This window comes from Sulfitobacter sp. PS-8MA, assembly GCF_040933935.1.
Classification (GTDB): domain Bacteria; phylum Pseudomonadota; class Alphaproteobacteria; order Rhodobacterales; family Rhodobacteraceae; genus Sulfitobacter.
In genome coordinates this window covers 454,047-470,902 of record NZ_JBFQYJ010000006.1, presented here as the reverse complement: position 1 = coordinate 470,902, position 16,856 = coordinate 454,047, and the positions used below count along the sequence as shown (strand labels likewise).

Genomic DNA, 16,856 nt, shown 5'->3' with positions numbered 1-16,856 from the left:
GGGGAGGAACGGATATGGCCGAAAACAGCAGAATCTTCACGGATCTTCAGGCCGCGACGATGGAATCGGCGGGCACCCCTTATGGGCTGATCGAAGACGCCGCCATCGTGGTGCAAGAGGGGCAGATCGCATGGGTCGGCCCTATGGCAGAGTTGCCCGAAGCGCATAGCGGCCTGCCCCGCACCAGTTTGGAGGGCCGTCTCGTCACCCCCGGGTTGATCGACTGCCACACCCATATCGTCCATGGCGGCGACCGCGCGGTCGAGTTCGAGATGCGTCTGAACGGGGCCAGCTATGAAGAAGTCGCACGCGCCGGCGGCGGCATTGTCTCCACCGTCAAAGCCACCCGCGCCGCCAGCGCAGAAGAGCTGCTCGCCGATGCCCTGCGCCGCGTCGATGTGCTGATCAGCGAAGGGGTCACGGCGATCGAAGTGAAATCCGGCTACGGGCTTGATATCGACACCGAGCTGCGGATGCTCCGCGCCGCCCGTGCCATCGCCGCCGAGCGCCCGATCCGCGTGAAGACCACCTTCCTCGGCGCCCATGCCACCCCGGCGGACTATGCCGGGCGCGACGACGCCTATATCGACGAGGTCTGCATCCCCGCCCTGCGCGCCGCCCATGCCGAGGGGCTGGTCGATGCGGTGGACGGGTTCTGCGAGGGCATCGCCTTCCAGCCCGCCCAGATCGCCCGGGTCTTTGACGTGGCGCGCGACTTGGGCCTGCCGGTCAAACTCCATGCCGAACAGCTGTCGAACCTCGGCGGGGCAAAGCTCGCGGCCTCCTATGGTGCCCTATCGGCGGATCATATCGAATATCTCGACGAGGAGGGCGTCAAAGCCATGGCCGAGGCCGGCACCGTGGCGGTGATCCTGCCCGGCGCCTATTACACCCTGCGCGAGACGCAGGCCCCGCCCATCGAGTTGCTGCGCAAACATGGCGTGCCAATGGCGCTGGCGACGGATATCAACCCCGGCTCCTCGCCGCTCAATTCCCTGCTGCTGACGCTGAACATGGGCTGCACCCTGTTCCGCATGACGCCCGAAGAAGCGCTGCGCGGCGTGACCCAACATGCGGCGCAGGCGCTTGGCTTCACCGATTGCGGCAGCCTCGCCCCCGGCATGCGCGCCGATCTGGCGGTCTGGGACATCAAACACCCGGCGGAACTGGCATACCGCATCGGCTTCAACCCGCTTCACTCTCGCATTTTCGGAGGCATCGCGTGACCACCTTAACCCTCACCCCCGGCGCCGTCACTCTGGACGATCTCGCCAAAATCTATTGGACCGAAGCCTCGGTACGTCTGGACCCTGCCTGCCATCCGGCCATCGAGCGCGCGCAGGCGCGGATCGCCAAGGCCGTGGCCGGCACCGATGCCGTCTATGGCGTCAACACCGGTTTCGGCAAACTCGCCTCGGTCAAGATCGCGGCAGACGACACGGCGACCCTGCAACGCAATCTGATCCTGTCGCATTGCTGCGGCGTCGGCCCCGCGATCCCGCGCCGCCATGCGCGGCTGCTAATGGCGCTCAAGCTGCTCAGCCTCGGGCGCGGCGCGTCCGGCGTGCGGCTGGAGGTTGTGACCCTGCTCGAAGAGATGCTCGCCAAGGGCGTCACCCCGGTGATCCCGGCGCAGGGCTCTGTCGGCGCATCGGGCGACCTCGCCCCGCTGGCCCATATGGCAGCGGCGATGATGGGCCATGGCGCGGCGGAGTTCGAGGGCAAGGTCATGCCCGGCGACGACGCGCTGAAGGCGGCGGGGCTGACGCCCATTCAGTTCGGCCCCAAGGAAGGTCTGGCGCTGATCAACGGCACGCAATTCTCGACCGCCTTCGCGTTGGCCGGGCTTTTCGGCGCATGGCGGGCCGCGCATTCGGCACTGGTGACCTCGGCGCTGTCGACCGATGCGATCATGGGCTCCACCGCGCCGCTGCAACCCGAAATCCACGCCCTGCGCGGCCACCGCGGCCAGATCGAAGCGGGCGAGACCATGCGCGCGCTGCTGGCGGGCTCCGAAATTCGCGAAAGCCATATCGTCGATGACGCCCGTGTGCAGGACCCTTACTGCATCCGCTGCCAGCCGCAGGTCACCGGCGCCGCGATGGATGTGCTGCGTCAGGCCGCCCGCACGCTGGAGATTGAGGCCAATGCCGCCACCGACAACCCGCTGGTGCTGATCGATGCCGATGTCATCGTCTCGGGCGGCAATTTCCACGCCGAGCCGGTGGGTTTCGCCGCCGATATGATTGCCCTCGCCATTGCCGAAATCGGCGCCATCGCCCAGCGCCGCGTCGCGCTGATCGTTGATCCGGTGCTGAGCTTCAACCTGCCCTCCTTCCTCACGCCCAACCCCGGCCTGAACTCCGGCTATATGATTGCCGAGGTGACCACCGCCGCGCTGATGAGCGAGAACAAACATCTCGCCAACCCCTGCGTGACCGACAGCACGCCAACCTCGGCCAATCAGGAGGATCACGTCAGCATGGCCGCCCATGGCGCGCGGCGGCTGGGGCCGATGACCGACAACCTCAACCGCATCCTTGGCGTCGAACTGCTCTGTGCCGCGCAAGGCATCGACTTCCGCGCGCCGTTGGCCACGAGCGACACGTTGCAACGGGTCGTGGCGCGGGTGCGGCAGGATGTCGAGACGCTGGGCGAAGACCGCTACCTTGCCCCCGATCTGGAACAGGCGGCCGAGATGATCGCCAGCGGCGCTATTGTCTCTGCCGCAGGTATCGACATGCCGGAGTTGCTGACATGACCCCGGTCGAAGTACAGCGCGGCGACAGCCCGATCGTCCTGGGCCTGCCGCATACCGGTACCCATGTGCCGGACGCGATCATGGCAAAGCTGAACCCGCGCGGTCAGGGGCTGGACGACACGGATTGGCATATCGACCGGCTCTATGACGGGCTGCTGCCCAGTGCGACCACGGTGCGGGCGACGTTTCACCGCTATGTGGTGGATGCCAACCGTGATCCTTCGGGAGTCTCGCTCTATCCCGGGCAGAACACCACCGGCTTGGTGCCGCTGACCGACTTCGAGGGGCGGGACATCTGGACCGAGGCGCCGGAGGAGGCCGAGGTTGCGGCCCGCCGTGAAGCCTTTCACGCGCCCTACCACGCGGCGCTGGAGGCCGAGCTGGCGCGGGTGCGGGATCTGCATGGGGTGGCGATCCTCTATGATTGCCACTCGATCCGGTCTGAAATCCCCTTCCTCTTCGACGGCACCCTGCCCGACTTCAACATCGGCACCAATCTGGGCGCCACCTGCGCGCCCGAGATCGAAGCCGCGGTGCAAGAGATATGCGCCGCCGCAGACGGCTACACCTCGACCACCAATGGCCGTTTCAAAGGCGGCTGGACCACGCGGCACTATGGCCGCCCCGGCGAAGGCTTCCACGCGATCCAGATGGAACTGGCGCAGAGCACCTACCTCAGCGCCGAGGCCGCCCCCTGGACCTATGACACCGCCAAGGCCGCGCGCCTGCGGCCGCATTTGAAAACCATTCTGACAACCCTGGCCGATCTGGCCCCGACACTGAAAGGCACGACATGAGCGATCCGCGCAAAAACACCCGTGACGTCTATCCCGCCACCGGCACCGAACTGACCGCCAAAAGCTGGCTGACCGAAGCCCCCTTGCGGATGCTGATGAACAACCTGCACCCCGATGTGGCCGAGAACCCGCATGAGCTGGTGGTTTACGGCGGCATCGGCCGCGCCGCGCGGACCTGGCAGGATTACGACCAGATCGTCGCCTCGCTGCGCGCGCTGGAAGAGGACCAGACGCTGCTGGTGCAATCGGGCAAGCCCGTCGGTGTGTTCCAGACCCACAAGGACGCGCCGCGCGTGTTGATCGCCAACTCCAACCTCGTGCCGCATTGGGCGAATTGGGATCATTTCAACGAACTCGATAAAAAGGGTCTGGCGATGTATGGCCAGATGACCGCCGGATCTTGGATCTACATCGGCTCGCAGGGCATTGTGCAGGGCACCTATGAGACCTTCGTCGAGGCTGGCCGCCAGCATTATGACGGTGATCTCAAAGGCAAATGGATTCTCACCGGCGGCTTGGGCGGCATGGGCGGGGCGCAGCCCTTGGCGGCGGTCATGGCGGGCGCCTGCTGCCTGGCGGTGGAATGCAACCCCGACAGCATCGATTTCCGCCTGCGCACCCGCTACGTGGACGAAAAGACCGACAGTCTCGACGAAGCGCTTGAGATGATCGAGCGCTGGACGGCAGCGGGCGAAGCGAAATCCGTCGCCCTCCTAGGCAATGCGGCGGATGTCTTTCCCGAATTGGTCAAACGCGGCGTGCGGCCTGATATCGTGACCGACCAGACCTCTGCCCATGACCCGGTGAACGGCTACCTGCCGCAGGGCTGGAGCATGGCCGACTGGCGCGAGAAGCGCGAGAGCGACCCCAAAGCCGTTGAAAAAGCGGCCCGCGCCTCGATGAAGGTGCATGTCAAAGCCATGGTGGACTTTCATGCTGCCGGCATTCCCACGGTGGACTATGGCAACAACATCCGCCAGATGGCGCTGGAAGAAGGGCTCGACAATGCCTTCGACTTCCCCGGCTTTGTCCCCGCCTATATCCGCCCGCTTTTCTGCCGCGGCATCGGCCCCTTCCGCTGGGCTGCCCTCTCGGGCGATCCGGAGGATATCTACAAGACCGACGCCAAGGTGAAGGAAATCTTGGCCGAAGACAGCCATCTGCACAATTGGCTCGACATGGCCCGCGAGCGGATTTCCTTCCAAGGGCTGCCTGCGCGGATCTGCTGGGTCGGGCTTGGCGTGCGCCATAAGCTGGGGCTGGCGTTCAATGAAATGGTCCGCAATGGCGAGCTAAGCGCCCCCATCGTGATCGGCCGCGACCATCTCGACAGCGGTTCCGTGGCCTCGCCCAACCGGGAGACGGAAGCGATGAAAGACGGCTCCGACGCCGTGTCGGACTGGCCGCTTTTGAACGCGCTGCTCAACACCGCCTCCGGGGCGACATGGGTGTCGCTGCACCACGGCGGCGGGGTCGGCATGGGCTTCTCGCAGCATTCCGGCATGGTGATCTGCTGTGACGGTTCCGAAGACGCTGACCGCCGCATTGAACGGGTGCTGTGGAACGATCCGGCGACCGGCGTGATGCGCCATGCGGATGCGGGCTATAACGAAGCGCTGGATTGCGCCCGCGAAAACGGCCTGAACCTGCCGGGCATTCTGGGCACGGCTGACTAAGCGCCCCCGCCCCTGCCCCCGGCCATTGGCTCGGGGGCAGCGGCCTTGCGGCGGCGCATCACCGAGCCACCCCCGCGAAAGTCCAGTGAACTCAACCCCCTGCGGCTTCTATCCATGGCCCCGCGCCGCGCCTTGTGGCATGTTGCAAGCCATGAAAAATCTGCGCCATAAAATTCGCCTCCTATATACCGGCCAAAGCACCCGCGCGCGGCGGTTTCGCTTTGGGCTGATCGGTTTTGACATCCTGACGATCATCTATTTCATCGTCACGGTCGCCCTGTCCGAGACGCCGACGATGACGGTGCTGAACGCTCTGCTCGGCGTGGTCATCGTCATTGATTTCTCTGCCCGTCTTTGGATTTCGCATAACAGACGCCGGGAACTCACGCGGATCTATACGCTTGCCGATATCGCGGTCGTGCTGTCGCTGCTGCTCGCGCCCTTCATCTCCGGCAACCTCGCCTTTCTGCGCGTGCTCCGGGGGCTGCGGCTGATCCACGCCTATCACTTGCTGCGCGATCTGCGGCGGGAGAGCCATTTCTTCCGCAAACATGAGGATGCGATCCTCGCGGCGGTGAACCTCTTTGTCTTTATCTTCGTGACCACCTCGCTGGTCTTTGTTCTGGCCTTCGGCCCGGCGGCGGGCCCGGCGGGCTATGTCGATGCGCTCTATTTCACCGTGGCCACACTGACCACGACGGGCTTTGGCGACATCACCATGTCCACGCCGGGGGGCAAGCTCTTGTCCGTCTTCATCATGGTCTTTGGCGTCGCGCTGTTCGTGCAGCTGGCGCGGGCGATCTTTCAGCCGTCAAAGATCAAATACAAATGCCCCGAATGTGGCCTGAACCGGCATGAAACCGATGCGATCCACTGCAAACATTGTGGCGAGCCGATCAAGATCGAGACCGAAGGAGATGCGGCAGCGTGACGGGGCGCGACCGCGCCCTTATGTCTCGACCCCGCTTTTCGTCTCAAGCTCCTGCAACTCGGGGCGTTCATTCACCGAAACATTGTCGATATTCTCATTGGTGAAGCCGCGGATCAGGGACGGTATCATCATGCAGACCAGAATGAAGATCGGGAGGCCAACCACGGTGATGACCTGCTGCAAGGCGGTCAGCCCGGCTTCGCCCGTCAAGACGATCAACATCGCCGCCACCAACCCTTCGGCGACGCCCCAGAACACCCGCTGACGCACCGGACCGGGTTTGGCATGGCCGGTGCAGAGCATGTCGACCACCAGCGATGCCGAGTCTGAAGATGTCGCAAAGAAGATGGCGACAATGACCACGGCAAAGCCCTGAACGAACTGGGTGAAGGGGAAATGCTCTAGGAACGCAAAGATCGCCAGCGGCACGCTTTCCGACACCGCCCGGCTGATCTCCCCCGCCTGATCGCCCAGAGCCGCGCGGGCCGCAGCGCCGATGCCGTCGAAATGCATCGCCTGCCAGCCGAATATGGAGAACCAGACGAGCGTGAAAGCCGTCGGCGCCAGAAGCACGCCGAACACGAACTCTCGGATCGTCCGACCGCGCGAGATACGCGCGACGAAAAGCCCGATAAAGGGCGACCAGGTGACCGTCCACGCCCAGTAGAACACGGTCCAATCGCCTTGCCAGCCCCAGTCCTGGTTCGAGGGGTTCTGGTTCGCCAGCATGTCGTTCCAGAACGCCAGCCGGGGGAGGTTTTCGAGATAGAGCCCCATGGTCTCGACCATGCCGCGCAGCAAAAACAGGGTGGAGCCGGTCACCAGCACGAAGATCATCAAGACAACCGCCATGCCGATGTTGAGGTTCGACAGAAGCTTCACGCCCTTATCAAGCCCCACGACAATCGACCCCACCGCCACCATGGTCAGCACCGACAGGATCGCGATTTTCAGGAATGTATTGGCATCCCAGCCAAAGAGCGCCGAGAGCCCGGCGGCGATCTGCGATGAGCCCAGCCCAAGCGAGACAGCGACACCGAAGATCGTGCCGAGGACGGAGGCGATATCAATGGCCTTGCCGATCGGCCCGTGAATCCGGTCCCGCAGCAGCGGGTAAAAGACCGAGCTGACCCGGACCGGCAGATCGTAGCGGTTGATGAAATAGGCAAAGGCCAGACCCGGCAGCGTGAAGATCGTCCAAGTATGCAGGCCCAGATGGTAGATCGCGATGGAAATCGCGTCTTTGGCGGCCTGTTCGGAATAGGGCTCCACCCCCGGCAGCGGCGGGGTGGAGAAATGGCTGATTGGCTCGGCCACGCCCCAGAACATCAACACGGTCCCGATCCCGCCCGCAAAGAGCATGGTGAACCACGACAGGTTGGTATATTCAGGCGTCGACCCTGTCGGCCCCAAGCGGATATGGCCATGCTGCGACATGGCGGCCCAGATCAGAAAACCCAGCCAGATATTGACCCCCAGAATGAAAAACCAGCCGAGGTTGGTGACCACCCAGGCGCGCCCCGCGGCAAAGGCGTTGCCGATGGCATCGGGGGCGGCGATGAGCAATATGACAAAGGCAACCGTCAGGCCCGCGGAGATGAAAAAGATGGTCGGGTCGGTCTTGAGGCCGAGGCGTCGCGCTAGGTTTTCCACAGTGGCTCCCTTCGTGGGGGTGACCTTGCTGCGAAACATCAAGGCCGATCAGATGGTTAACGATTGAATGGCCGGTCCCGTTCCGAATAGGATGGCCGAAAATATGACCGGGCTTGGCCATGCTGCGGCGGTCCGGGCTGCACCGCCTCGCCTCATCAAGCGCGTTTGACCGTGACAGCCTCGCCGCCGCGACCCGCGTCCCCGCTGCATCAGCAAATGCCAATATCAGGTTGAAAAATAGGTAGATTTTAGGCAAGAGACAGCGACATTACGTCCTCTTCTTGATCAGCTTTGCGGTATTGCTCATGTCCAAACCCGTCACCTCATTGGCAAGCCGCGTGGCGGATCAGCTGCGCGATCAACTGACCCTTGGCGAGCTTCTGCCCGGCCAGCGCCTCTCTGAAGAGGCGCAGGCACAGCGCATGGCGGTCTCGCGCAACACGCTCAGAGAAGCCTTTCGCATGCTGACCAATGACGGGCTGCTGGTTCACGAGGCCAACCGGGGTGTTTTCGTGGCCACCCCCTCGCTCGATGCGATCATCGACATCTACCGCGTGCGGCGCTGCATAGAGATCCCGGTGCTGAAAGCCGCGCATCCGCATCACCCGGCGGTCGCGCGTATGGCCGCCGCTGTCGAGGCCGGGCGGCGCTGCAAGGATCAGGAGGATTGGCGCGGCGTGGGCAATGCCAATATGGATTTTCACGCCGCCATCGTCGATCTGGCCGACAGCCCAAGGCTGACCGCCTTTTACGGCAATCTCTCGGCGGAGTTGCGTCTGGTCTTTGTGGCGCTAGGCACCGCCCGCTGGCTGCATATGCCCTATATCGAGATGAACAGCGCCATTCTCAAACAGCTGCAAAACGATACCGGCCATGCGGCGGCCGATCTGCTTGAGACCTATCTGGCGCAGTCCGAACGCACCGTGCTCGCGGCCTTCAGCGACTGCAACCGCAACTGAGCGGGGCGCGCGTCCTTAGACGCTGCCCAAACTTTGCCAAGCCGCATGGGCCGCCAAAACAGTCTGCATCTGCGCCTCATGCCCCGCGACAAAGGGCGCGCCATAGAGGGTTTCGTCGGGGTATTCGGTGATCAGCGTGAGCGGCACGCTATGGCGGTCATCTTCGTGAATATAGCAGGGAAAGCCGTTGATCATCTCAAAGCCGGTCTCCCCCGCATGGCTGCGGTAGAGATCGATCTGCCGTTCGTTAAACGCCGCCAGCCCCGGCACCGCCATCAGCGCCTCTGTCACCTCCTGCGTCACCTGACGGGCGACCCCGGCCCAATCGGGCAGGTGCCGCATGACGAGGAAGAACCCCTTGGGCAAGGTCCACATCGCAAAGCCGCGTGGGATATAGCCGGTCATCGGGCGTGTCCATTCATGGGCGGGATAGCCATGTAGATTGACATGCAGCAAAGCGCCGGAGCGCTGCTCGGCCTCTTGCCGGATCGCCTTTTCATAAAGCGCGCGGGGGGCGGTGCGATACTCCAGATCGTCCCCCAGGGCGGTATAGCGCGCCGCATGGAGCATATGGCGCGGGGTGCGCTCGGCCAGACGCCCATGCAGCGCGTAGCCGTCCGGGTTCTCCATCGGGGAGATCACAAAGTCCGCCCCCGCCCCCGCCAACCGATGCGCGGCGCGCAGGGCACCGACGACGGGGGTCGTTTCATTGGCATGTTGGCCCGCCGAGATCATGATCGGCTTGCCGCTGCCCCTATGGTGATGCGCCAGCACCGCGCGCCCTGCCCGGCTGGTGGTGCGGAAGACCTCGCCACCGATCTGCGCCAATTCGGCGTTGATCTGCGCAATCGACAAAGGCGCTTCGGCCTGGTCCAAGGGCTGCGTCGCGCCGCCCCGATCGGCGGTATGATAGGGGCGCATGGTGACGCTGATCTGCGGGCTGGCCCCCTGCGCGATCTCCGGCACGATTTGGCCAGGTTGGAGGTGACGGTCCCCAAGCGCGCGGCCAGAGTGACGCTGGAAAAACTCAAGGCAGGAGAAATAGAGATCCTCATGCAGCGCTTCGACAAGGCTCACCACCTCATCGTCATAGCCAAGATCGAAATCCGCCGCGGGGACGCTGGCGGTGATGTTCAACTCTTCAAAGAAGGGCTCGTCATCGCCCCAATCATGCGCCGTGATGGCTCCCATCGCGGCGTGAAACAGCTGCTCGTAATCGGTCTCCAACCGCCGCGCGCCCGCGTCATCGATGATCCAGCCCGTGGGGGACAAGACCTGCTCGCCCACGTGGTCGGTATGCAGACGGTTGGGGGCCAGAACGTCATGGCGCTCCGCCCCCTCTGGGTAGGTGAGCGTCACCGAATACTGCGTGTCAGACGCGCCCTCCTCAAATGTCATCTTGGCATCGGCATAAAGCGCCGCCAGCGGATAGCTCTCCAGCAGGAAGCGGTTCGGCACGGCTGCCGCATGGCGTGGCCAGACGATATGGGCGGCGGTGAAACCGGGGCGGGCGTCTTCGAGGAAGAAATGCAAAAGCGGCTTATAGGCGCTGTGGATGCGGGCCGTGATCCCTTTTGCGGCGAGCCTTTCCTCAGCCGCGCGCCGCGCCGCGCGGTCGTCAAAGGTCCAGGCGTCAAAGGGGCCCTGCGCCTCTGCCACCAGAGTGTCGAGCGTGCGGTCCGGGGAAAACTGATAGTTCATCTCTGGGTTCTCCCGGTCGGGTCGAGCGTATCGCGCAGCCAGTCGCCCAAGAGGTTCAGGCCCAGAACCGTCAGCAAAATGGCGATGCCCGGAAAGACACTGACCCACCAAGCGGTCTGCAGATAGGTCCGCCCATCCGCCAGCATCCCGCCCCAGCTGGGGATCGTCGGATCGACGCCCAGACCGAGGAAGGTCAGGCTGCTTTCGAGCAGGATGTTATTGGCGACGTTGAGCGTCATCAGCACGACAACCGGCCCCATCAGATTGGGCAGCAGGTGGCTCATGATGATATTGCGGTTCTTCACGCCGATGGCACGGGCGGCCAAGACGAACTCGCGGTCGCGCAGCGCCAGAACCTGCGCCCGCACCAGACGCGCATATTGCACCCATTGCGAGACGATCAGCAGGATGATGGTATTGGTCAGGCTACCGCCCACAATGGCGATGATGGTGATGGCCAAAAGGATGAAGGGCAGCGCCAGCTGCACATCCGCAAAGCGCATGACGATAATGTCCCAGACCCCGCGGTAATAGCCCGCGATCACCCCCATCAGCACGCCGATCACCACCGAGCCGAGCACCGAAAGAAAGCCGACCTTGAGCGAAATCCACCCGCCGACAAATATCCGCGCCATGACATCGCGGCCCAGCGGGTCGGTACCAAGGATGTGGTCGGGCCGCTCGAAGGGCGGCACCAGACGCGCCATAAGGTCAATCGCTCCGACATCGGGAAAGAGCCAGCGCGACAGCAGCACCCCGATCACGATAAAGGTCGTCAGACCGGCCCCGAGGATGAATTCAAGCGACCAGTAGCGGGATTGGAAAAACGCGGTCATGGGCTTACTCCGTCCGAATGCGGGGGTCGATCAAGCCGTAAGCGATATCGACCAAAAGGTTCACCATCACGATCAGCGTGGAGAGGATCATGATGACGGATTGCAGGACCGGGTAGTCCCGCGCGGCGACGGCATCAAAGGCCAGACTGCCCATGCCGGGCCAGTTGAACACCCGCTCCACCACGACGATCCCGCCCAGCAGACCGCCGAATTGCAGCCCGAGAAAGGTGATCAGCGGGATCGCCGAGTTGCGCAGCGCGTGTTTGTAGAGAACGCTGCGCTCTGACAGACCCTTGGCGCGGGCCACCATGACATATTGCGACTGCATGACTTCGAGCATCGAGGTCCGCACCAGCCGCACATTGGTCGCCGTCAGGATGACCCCCATGGTCAGCGCGGGCATCACCAGGGTCGCCCAGCCGGTCATGCCGCTGGGGGGCAGCAGATGCAGGGTGATCGAGAACAGCAAGACCAGCATCGTCGCCAGCCAGAAGTTCGGAAAGGACAGGCCCACCAGCGACAGGATGCGGATCACCTGATCCTCCCATTTGCCGCGCCGGATGGCGGCCCGGATGCCCAGCGGGATCGAGATCACGATCGACACCAGCAGCGAGGAAAAGGCCAGTAACAGCGTGGCGGGCAAGGCCCCCGCGATCAGGGTCGACACTTCGGTCCCGCCCAGGAAACTGCGGCCAAAGTCCCATGTGAAGAGACCCGACAGGGTCGCCAGATACTGTGTCAGAAACGGCTCGTTCAGGCCCAGCCCCTCGCGGATGCGTTTAAGGTCGGCCTCGGTGATATCGGTGGCCCCCTGGGCCACGATCAACGCCGGATCGCCCGTCATACGCACCGCGACAGAGACGATCAGCGTGACGACGACAACAACGAAGATGGCCTGGGCCAGACGTTTTAAGAGGAAACCGGCCATGAATGAACCCCACGAGGTATTTGGAAGAAGGACCGCGGCGGGAGCAGATCTGCCCCGCCGCGGTGATATGCTTTACTCGACCGAGACTTTGTCCAGACGCAGACGGTTGTCCGGTGCCGGTTCTAAGTTTTGGACGCGCTTGTTGATCGCGTAGATCGCGTTCATGTTGTAAAGCGGCATTTCCAGCGCGCGATCGGCGGCATAGGCGGCGATCTCTTGCAGAACCGTTTCGCGCTCAGCCTGGTCCGTCATGGGGCGCTGCTTTTCCAGCATCGCGTCCAGTTCGGCATCGCTGTCATAGGGGTTCCACTTTTGCCCGCTGTGATACATCGCATAGGCGGTGTTGTCATAGTCGAAGGTCCAGCCGCCCCAGCTTTGCTGGAACATCTCGCCGGTTTTGCCCTGCGGAATGATGTCGTTCAGCAGAACATTAGTTTCATAGGGTTTGATCGTCGCGTTCACGCCCGCCATCGACAGATAGGCGGCCACGGCCTGTGCAACCTCGTTAAAGGTGGCGTCATTGCCGCGGGTGTTGATCTCGACAGTGGCACCCGGCTCGACACCGGCTTCCTTGAGCAATGTCTTGGCCTTTTCCAGATCATAGGGCAGCGGCTCCATGCTCTCATCATAGCCAAAGGACCGCGCGCCTTGGAAAGAGGCGATGACCGAGGCCTGCCCGGCCAGAATGGTGTCGACAATCGCGTTGCGGTCCACCGCCATGATCAGCGCTTTGCGCACCTTTTTATCGGCGGTCAGCCCGTTGCCGGTGTTGAACCGCAGCGCGGTGACGGTTGGGCCGGGGGTCGAGATAATTTCGAGGTTCTCATCCGCTTCGATGGTCGGGATCATGCCCACGGGAACCGAAGGCGGGATCACCACGTCAACGCCGCCGGACTGAAGCTCGGCCAATGCGGTCGCGGGCTCTGCGATAAAGCGGTAGTCGACTTCAGAAAGCGCCGGTGCGCCGCCCCAATAGTCTTCGTTGGCGACCAAGGACGCGCCCACTTTCGGGGAATAGGAGGTCATCTTGAAAGGACCGGTGCCAACCGGCTTGGTGTTGAACGTCGCATCGCCCACTTCGGCGATATACTGCGGCGGCACGATCATCGCGCCATAGCCTGCCAATTTGGTCAGCAGCACCGGATCAGGCTGGGTGAGGTGGAAATCGACCGTGGTCTGGTCGATGACTTCAACCTCTTTGATCGAGGTGTAGTTGGCCTGCTGCGGGCCTTTGGCCCCCTCTTCGCCCAGCAGACGCTCAAAGGTGAATTTCACCGCATCCGCGTTGAAAGGCTCGCCATTGTGAAAGCTCACGCCTTCGCGCAGCTTGAAGCGGATGCGCATGCCCTCGTCGAGCGTCTCCCATGAGGTCGCAAGCGCCGGCACAAGCTCCATATCCGGGCCGCGATAGGTCAGACCCTCAAAGACATTGGTCGCCAGCGAGGCCCAGTTGATCAGGAAGGTGTCAATCGGGTCCCAGCTGCCGGGGTCTTGGGGTGAGGACACGGTGATTTTGCCGTCGGCCAGCGCGGGCGCGGCAAAGCCGGTCGCGGTGAGCGCCAGCGCAATCGCTGTTGCTGTCAGGGTCTTTTTCATCTGGTCTTTCCTCCGTCAATAAAATCAATCGCGTCAGTGCCGCGCGACGAAATGGCCCTTGGCGATTTCGTCGTAAACGGCCATCGCGGGGCGATCCCCTGCCCGTCTGGTGGCCGAGGGAAGCTCGCCGCTCAGCGGCTCGCGCTCCGGCTTGGCTGTCGGGTCGGGGTTTGGCACGGCGGACAACAGCCGCCGGGTGTAGGGATGCGCGGTATTCTCGAAAACCTGCCTGCGACTGCCCAGTTCGACAATCTGGCCGAGGTAAAGCACGGCAACCCGGTGGCTGATCTTCTCCACCACTGCCATGTCATGGCTCACGAACAAGAAGGCGATGCCCTCTTCTTTCTGCAGGTCCATGAACAGGTTGATCACCTGCGCCTGTATCGACACATCCAAAGCCGACAGCACCTCATCCGCGATGATCAAACGCGGCTTGCCGGCCAAGGCCCGGGCGATGCAGATCCGCTGCCGCTGCCCGCCAGAGAATTGATGCGGGTAGCGTTCGGCCACATCCGCAGGCATGCCGACCCGCTCCAGCAATTCGCCGACGCGGCGCTTTATGTCGCGCTCGTTGTCGATCAGCCCATGGGTGCGGATCGGTTCGGCCACAGACCAGCCCACCGTCTGGCGCGGGTTGAGCGAGGCGAAAGGGTCTTGAAAGATATACTGGATATCGCGCCGCAGTTTTTGCCGCTCCGAGAGGCTCATCGCCGCCATGTCCCGCCCGTCAAAGGTGATCCTGCCCTTGGTCGGTTCGACCAGCTGCATCACCGTGCGCGCGATGGTGGATTTGCCCGAGCCGCTTTCGCCGACCAGCGAGATCGTCTCGCCGGGGTAGACGTCCAAAGTCGCCTGAGACACCGCGGGGACGTAGTGGGTCGTGCGCCCGTACCATGTCTTCTTGATATCAAAATCGACCGACATATCGCGCACCGAAAGCAGCGGCGCGCCCTCTGTCTGAGCGGTGTCCTGCACCCGCGTCTCGCCGACCAACTCTGGCTGGCCATCGACCAGAACCGTCAGCGGGGTCTTATAGGGAAAATCCTCCCCCTTGGTCGATCCGAGCTTTGGCACTGCCGACAAGAGGCTGCGGGTATAGGGGTGTTCGGGCTGCGCGAAAATGCGTTTGACCGGCCCCTCTTCGACCTTCTCGCCCTTCCACATCACCACGACATCATCCGCGATTTCCGCAACCACGCCCATGTCATGGGTGATAAAGATGATCGACATGCCCATCTCGGTCTGAAGATCGCGCAGAATATCAAGGATCTGGGCCTGGATCGTCACGTCGAGCGCCGTGGTCGGCTCATCCGCGATCAAGAGCTTGGGGCGGCAGGCCACGGCAATCGCGATCATGACCCGCTGGCGCATCCCGCCCGAGAGTTGATGCGGGTAGCGTTTCAGCATCGCATCGGCATCAGGCAGCCGCACGAGGCGCAGCAGCTTCGCCGCTTCCGCCAGCGCCGCTTCGCGCGAGACCCCATTGTGCAGCATCAGGATCTCGGCGATCTGCTCGCCAATCGTATAGACCGGGTTGAGCGAGGTCATCGGCTCTTGAAAGATCATCGCGACGTCCTTGCCGCGAATTTTCCGGGCCTCATCTTGGGTCAGGTCGAGCAGATTGACCTCGCCAGCCTCCCCCTCCAGCAGAATGCGCCCGGCGTCGTAGCTGGCCCCCGTCAGATCGGCCAAGCGCATGATCGACAGGGAGGTCACGCTTTTGCCAGACCCACTTTCACCCACCACGGCCACGGTGCGACCCTTGCCCACTGAAAAGCTCAGCCCGTCGATCACGCGGCTCTTGCCGAAAGAGACAGAAAGCCCCTCAACCGACAGAACTTGCGAGGTAGATACATCTTTCATGAGGCCCTCGGTCATGCAGTGGTCACGTCTTTTGATCGACAGGGGGTGCATGATGGCGGTCCTGCCCCGACGAGAAGTTTGGCCCATCAATCTGATCAGGGGGATGAATGTCAATACAATCGACGCAATTTAGCTCTACAGGAATAGCGTAATTGTTGAACAATAAAGCAAGATTTCCTGTCACCCGCCGCTCTGGGGCATCGCCATGTTCTACGAACGATTGACAGAGAGGCCGGCAAACCGCACCACCTAAGGATGAGAGTTTGGTTGACCATCTTGATGCTTTCGGCCGCGCAGGCCGCCTGGGCCGAGCCGCCGGACCGGTACTGCTCCAGCACGAAATGGGGGCAATCCCACTGCATCCGCGACGCGCATTTTGTCTATGACACCTGCAATGCCATCTCGGTATTCTCCAAACGCCATGGGCTGAATGAAGATTTCTTTGCCCGCCTGATCTGGCAGGAGAGCCGGTTTGATCCCAATGCGCTCAGCCATGCCAATGCCCGGGGCATCGCCCAGTTCATCCCCTCCACCGCCGCGCTGCGCGGTCTGGCTGATCCCTATAATCCCGCCGACGCGCTGGAACATTCCGCCCAGTATCTGGCGGAAATGGTGCGCCGCTATGGCAATGAAGGCTTGGCGGCAATCGGCTACAACGGCGGCGAGCGGCGGGTCGAAGGGTTTTTGAACGGCGGCGGCCTGGCGGCTGAAACCATCGCCTATGTCCCGATCATCACCGGGCTGGACGCGGAAACATGGCGCGATGCACCCCCCGAGAAGCCCGATTTCCGCCTGTCCAAATCAGAGAATTTTCTGCCCGCCTGCTACGCCATGGGCAAGGCGCGGCGTCTCACGCCGTTGAAACTGCCGGAACCGCCGCTGAAACCCTGGGGCGCGCAGATCGCCTTTGGCAAATCCACGGCGCAGGCAAAGGCGGCCTTTGCCCGGCGTCTGGCCAAATGCACGGCCCCCCTGTCGGGCGAGACGCCGGATTACATCAAGGTCAAACACCGTGCCGCCGGGCGCAAGGGCTATATCATGGCACGGGTGGGGCGGAACAGCCGCAAAGCTGCCAATAGGTTCTGCGCCTCGGTGCGGGCGGCAGGCTGCGCCTGCGCGGTCTACGCGAATAAATGACGCCAGAGGTGGGCGCGG

General features: G+C 63.0%; 13 protein-coding genes. 7 read left to right on the top strand and 6 right to left on the bottom strand.

The genetic code is table 11. The features are described 5' to 3' along the window. Positions 1-14 precede the first annotated feature (14 nt). The 5 genes from hutI to AB4M76_RS06190 all read left to right on the top strand — a co-directional run bounded on the left by hutI (position 15) and on the right by AB4M76_RS06190 (position 6,165). Positions 15-1,226, top strand: a complete 1,212-nt coding sequence (gene hutI / locus AB4M76_RS06210; RefSeq protein ID WP_368440935.1) for an imidazolonepropionase — start codon at positions 15-17, stop codon at positions 1,224-1,226. Next, a complete protein-coding gene (gene hutH, locus AB4M76_RS06205) occupies positions 1,223-2,761 on the top strand; it encodes a histidine ammonia-lyase (protein ID WP_368440934.1) in 1,539 nt (512 codons plus the stop codon). The genes hutI and hutH overlap by 4 nt, the downstream gene beginning before the upstream one ends. Beyond that, a complete protein-coding gene (gene hutG / locus AB4M76_RS06200) occupies positions 2,758-3,558 on the top strand; it encodes an N-formylglutamate deformylase (RefSeq protein ID WP_368440933.1) in 801 nt (266 codons plus the stop codon). The genes hutH and hutG overlap by 4 nt, the downstream gene beginning before the upstream one ends. Beyond that, entirely contained in the window at positions 3,555-5,234 is a 1,680-nt protein-coding gene (gene hutU, locus AB4M76_RS06195) for a urocanate hydratase (RefSeq protein WP_368440932.1), read from the top strand. Before hutG ends, hutU begins: the two co-directional genes overlap by 4 nt. A 151-nt stretch (positions 5,235-5,385) precedes the next feature. After that, complete coding sequence (locus AB4M76_RS06190) at positions 5,386-6,165, top strand: ion channel (RefSeq protein WP_368440931.1); 780 nt, start codon at positions 5,386-5,388, stop codon at positions 6,163-6,165. An 18-nt stretch (positions 6,166-6,183) separates the two neighbouring features. Here AB4M76_RS06190 and AB4M76_RS06185 read toward each other — a convergent pair whose 3' ends face one another. Next, positions 6,184-7,818, bottom strand: a complete 1,635-nt coding sequence (locus AB4M76_RS06185; RefSeq protein ID WP_368440930.1) for a BCCT family transporter — start codon at positions 7,816-7,818, stop codon at positions 6,184-6,186. A 305-nt stretch (positions 7,819-8,123) separates the two neighbouring features. Here AB4M76_RS06185 and AB4M76_RS06180 point away from each other — a divergent pair, with 305 nt between their 5' ends. After that, positions 8,124-8,777 (top strand): GntR family transcriptional regulator, encoded by a 654-nt coding sequence (locus tag AB4M76_RS06180; protein WP_368440929.1) that lies wholly within the window; start codon positions 8,124-8,126, stop codon positions 8,775-8,777. 15 nt (positions 8,778-8,792) lie between these two features. On the opposite strand, the gene AB4M76_RS06175 is transcribed toward AB4M76_RS06180, so the two are convergent. The 5 genes from AB4M76_RS06175 to AB4M76_RS06155 form a co-directional block, all read right to left on the bottom strand. Beyond that, complete coding sequence (locus AB4M76_RS06175) at positions 8,793-10,478, bottom strand: peptidase M14 (RefSeq protein ID WP_368440928.1); 1,686 nt, start codon at positions 10,476-10,478, stop codon at positions 8,793-8,795. Beyond that, positions 10,475-11,314, bottom strand: a complete 840-nt coding sequence (locus AB4M76_RS06170) for an ABC transporter permease (protein ID WP_368440927.1) — start codon at positions 11,312-11,314, stop codon at positions 10,475-10,477. Before AB4M76_RS06170 ends, AB4M76_RS06175 begins: the two co-directional genes overlap by 4 nt. Positions 11,315-11,318: 4 nt before the next feature. Beyond that, positions 11,319-12,242, bottom strand: a complete 924-nt coding sequence (locus AB4M76_RS06165) for an ABC transporter permease (protein WP_368440926.1) — start codon at positions 12,240-12,242, stop codon at positions 11,319-11,321. A gap of 72 nt (positions 12,243-12,314) precedes the next feature. Beyond that, positions 12,315-13,838 carry an ABC transporter substrate-binding protein gene (locus AB4M76_RS06160; protein ID WP_368440925.1) on the bottom strand — a complete coding sequence of 508 codons (1,524 nt, stop codon included), beginning with the start codon at positions 13,836-13,838 and terminating at the stop codon, positions 12,315-12,317. A gap of 33 nt (positions 13,839-13,871) precedes the next feature. After that, complete coding sequence (locus tag AB4M76_RS06155) at positions 13,872-15,701, bottom strand: dipeptide ABC transporter ATP-binding protein (protein ID WP_368440924.1); 1,830 nt, start codon at positions 15,699-15,701, stop codon at positions 13,872-13,874. 267 nt (positions 15,702-15,968) lie between these two features. On the opposite strand from AB4M76_RS06155, the gene AB4M76_RS06150 reads away from it, so the two are divergent. Beyond that, on the top strand, positions 15,969-16,838 hold the full coding sequence (locus AB4M76_RS06150) for a lytic transglycosylase domain-containing protein (RefSeq protein WP_368440923.1): 870 nt from the start codon (positions 15,969-15,971) through the stop codon (positions 16,836-16,838). Positions 16,839-16,856 lie beyond the last annotated feature (18 nt).

Excerpts from the sequence above, each read along its gene's own strand:
- AB4M76_RS06180 (WP_368440929.1), top strand. The coding sequence starts at position 8,124 with ATGTCCAAACCCGTCACCTCATTGGCAAGCCGCGTGGCGGATCAGCTG.
- AB4M76_RS06155 (WP_368440924.1), bottom strand. The coding sequence starts at position 15,701 with ATGAAAGATGTATCTACCTCGCAAGTTCTGTCGGTTGAGGGGCTTTCT.
- AB4M76_RS06170 (WP_368440927.1), bottom strand. The coding sequence starts at position 11,314 with ATGACCGCGTTTTTCCAATCCCGCTACTGGTCGCTTGAATTCATCCTC.
- AB4M76_RS06165 (WP_368440926.1), bottom strand. The coding sequence starts at position 12,242 with ATGGCCGGTTTCCTCTTAAAACGTCTGGCCCAGGCCATCTTCGTTGTT.
- hutG (WP_368440933.1), top strand. The coding sequence starts at position 2,758 with ATGACCCCGGTCGAAGTACAGCGCGGCGACAGCCCGATCGTCCTGGGC.
- AB4M76_RS06190 (WP_368440931.1), top strand. The coding sequence starts at position 5,386 with ATGAAAAATCTGCGCCATAAAATTCGCCTCCTATATACCGGCCAAAGC.
- hutI (WP_368440935.1), top strand. The coding sequence starts at position 15 with ATGGCCGAAAACAGCAGAATCTTCACGGATCTTCAGGCCGCGACGATG.
- hutU (WP_368440932.1), top strand. The coding sequence starts at position 3,555 with ATGAGCGATCCGCGCAAAAACACCCGTGACGTCTATCCCGCCACCGGC.
- AB4M76_RS06160 (WP_368440925.1), bottom strand. The coding sequence starts at position 13,838 with ATGAAAAAGACCCTGACAGCAACAGCGATTGCGCTGGCGCTCACCGCG.
- AB4M76_RS06175 (WP_368440928.1), bottom strand. The coding sequence starts at position 10,478 with ATGAACTATCAGTTTTCCCCGGACCGCACGCTCGACACTCTGGTGGCA.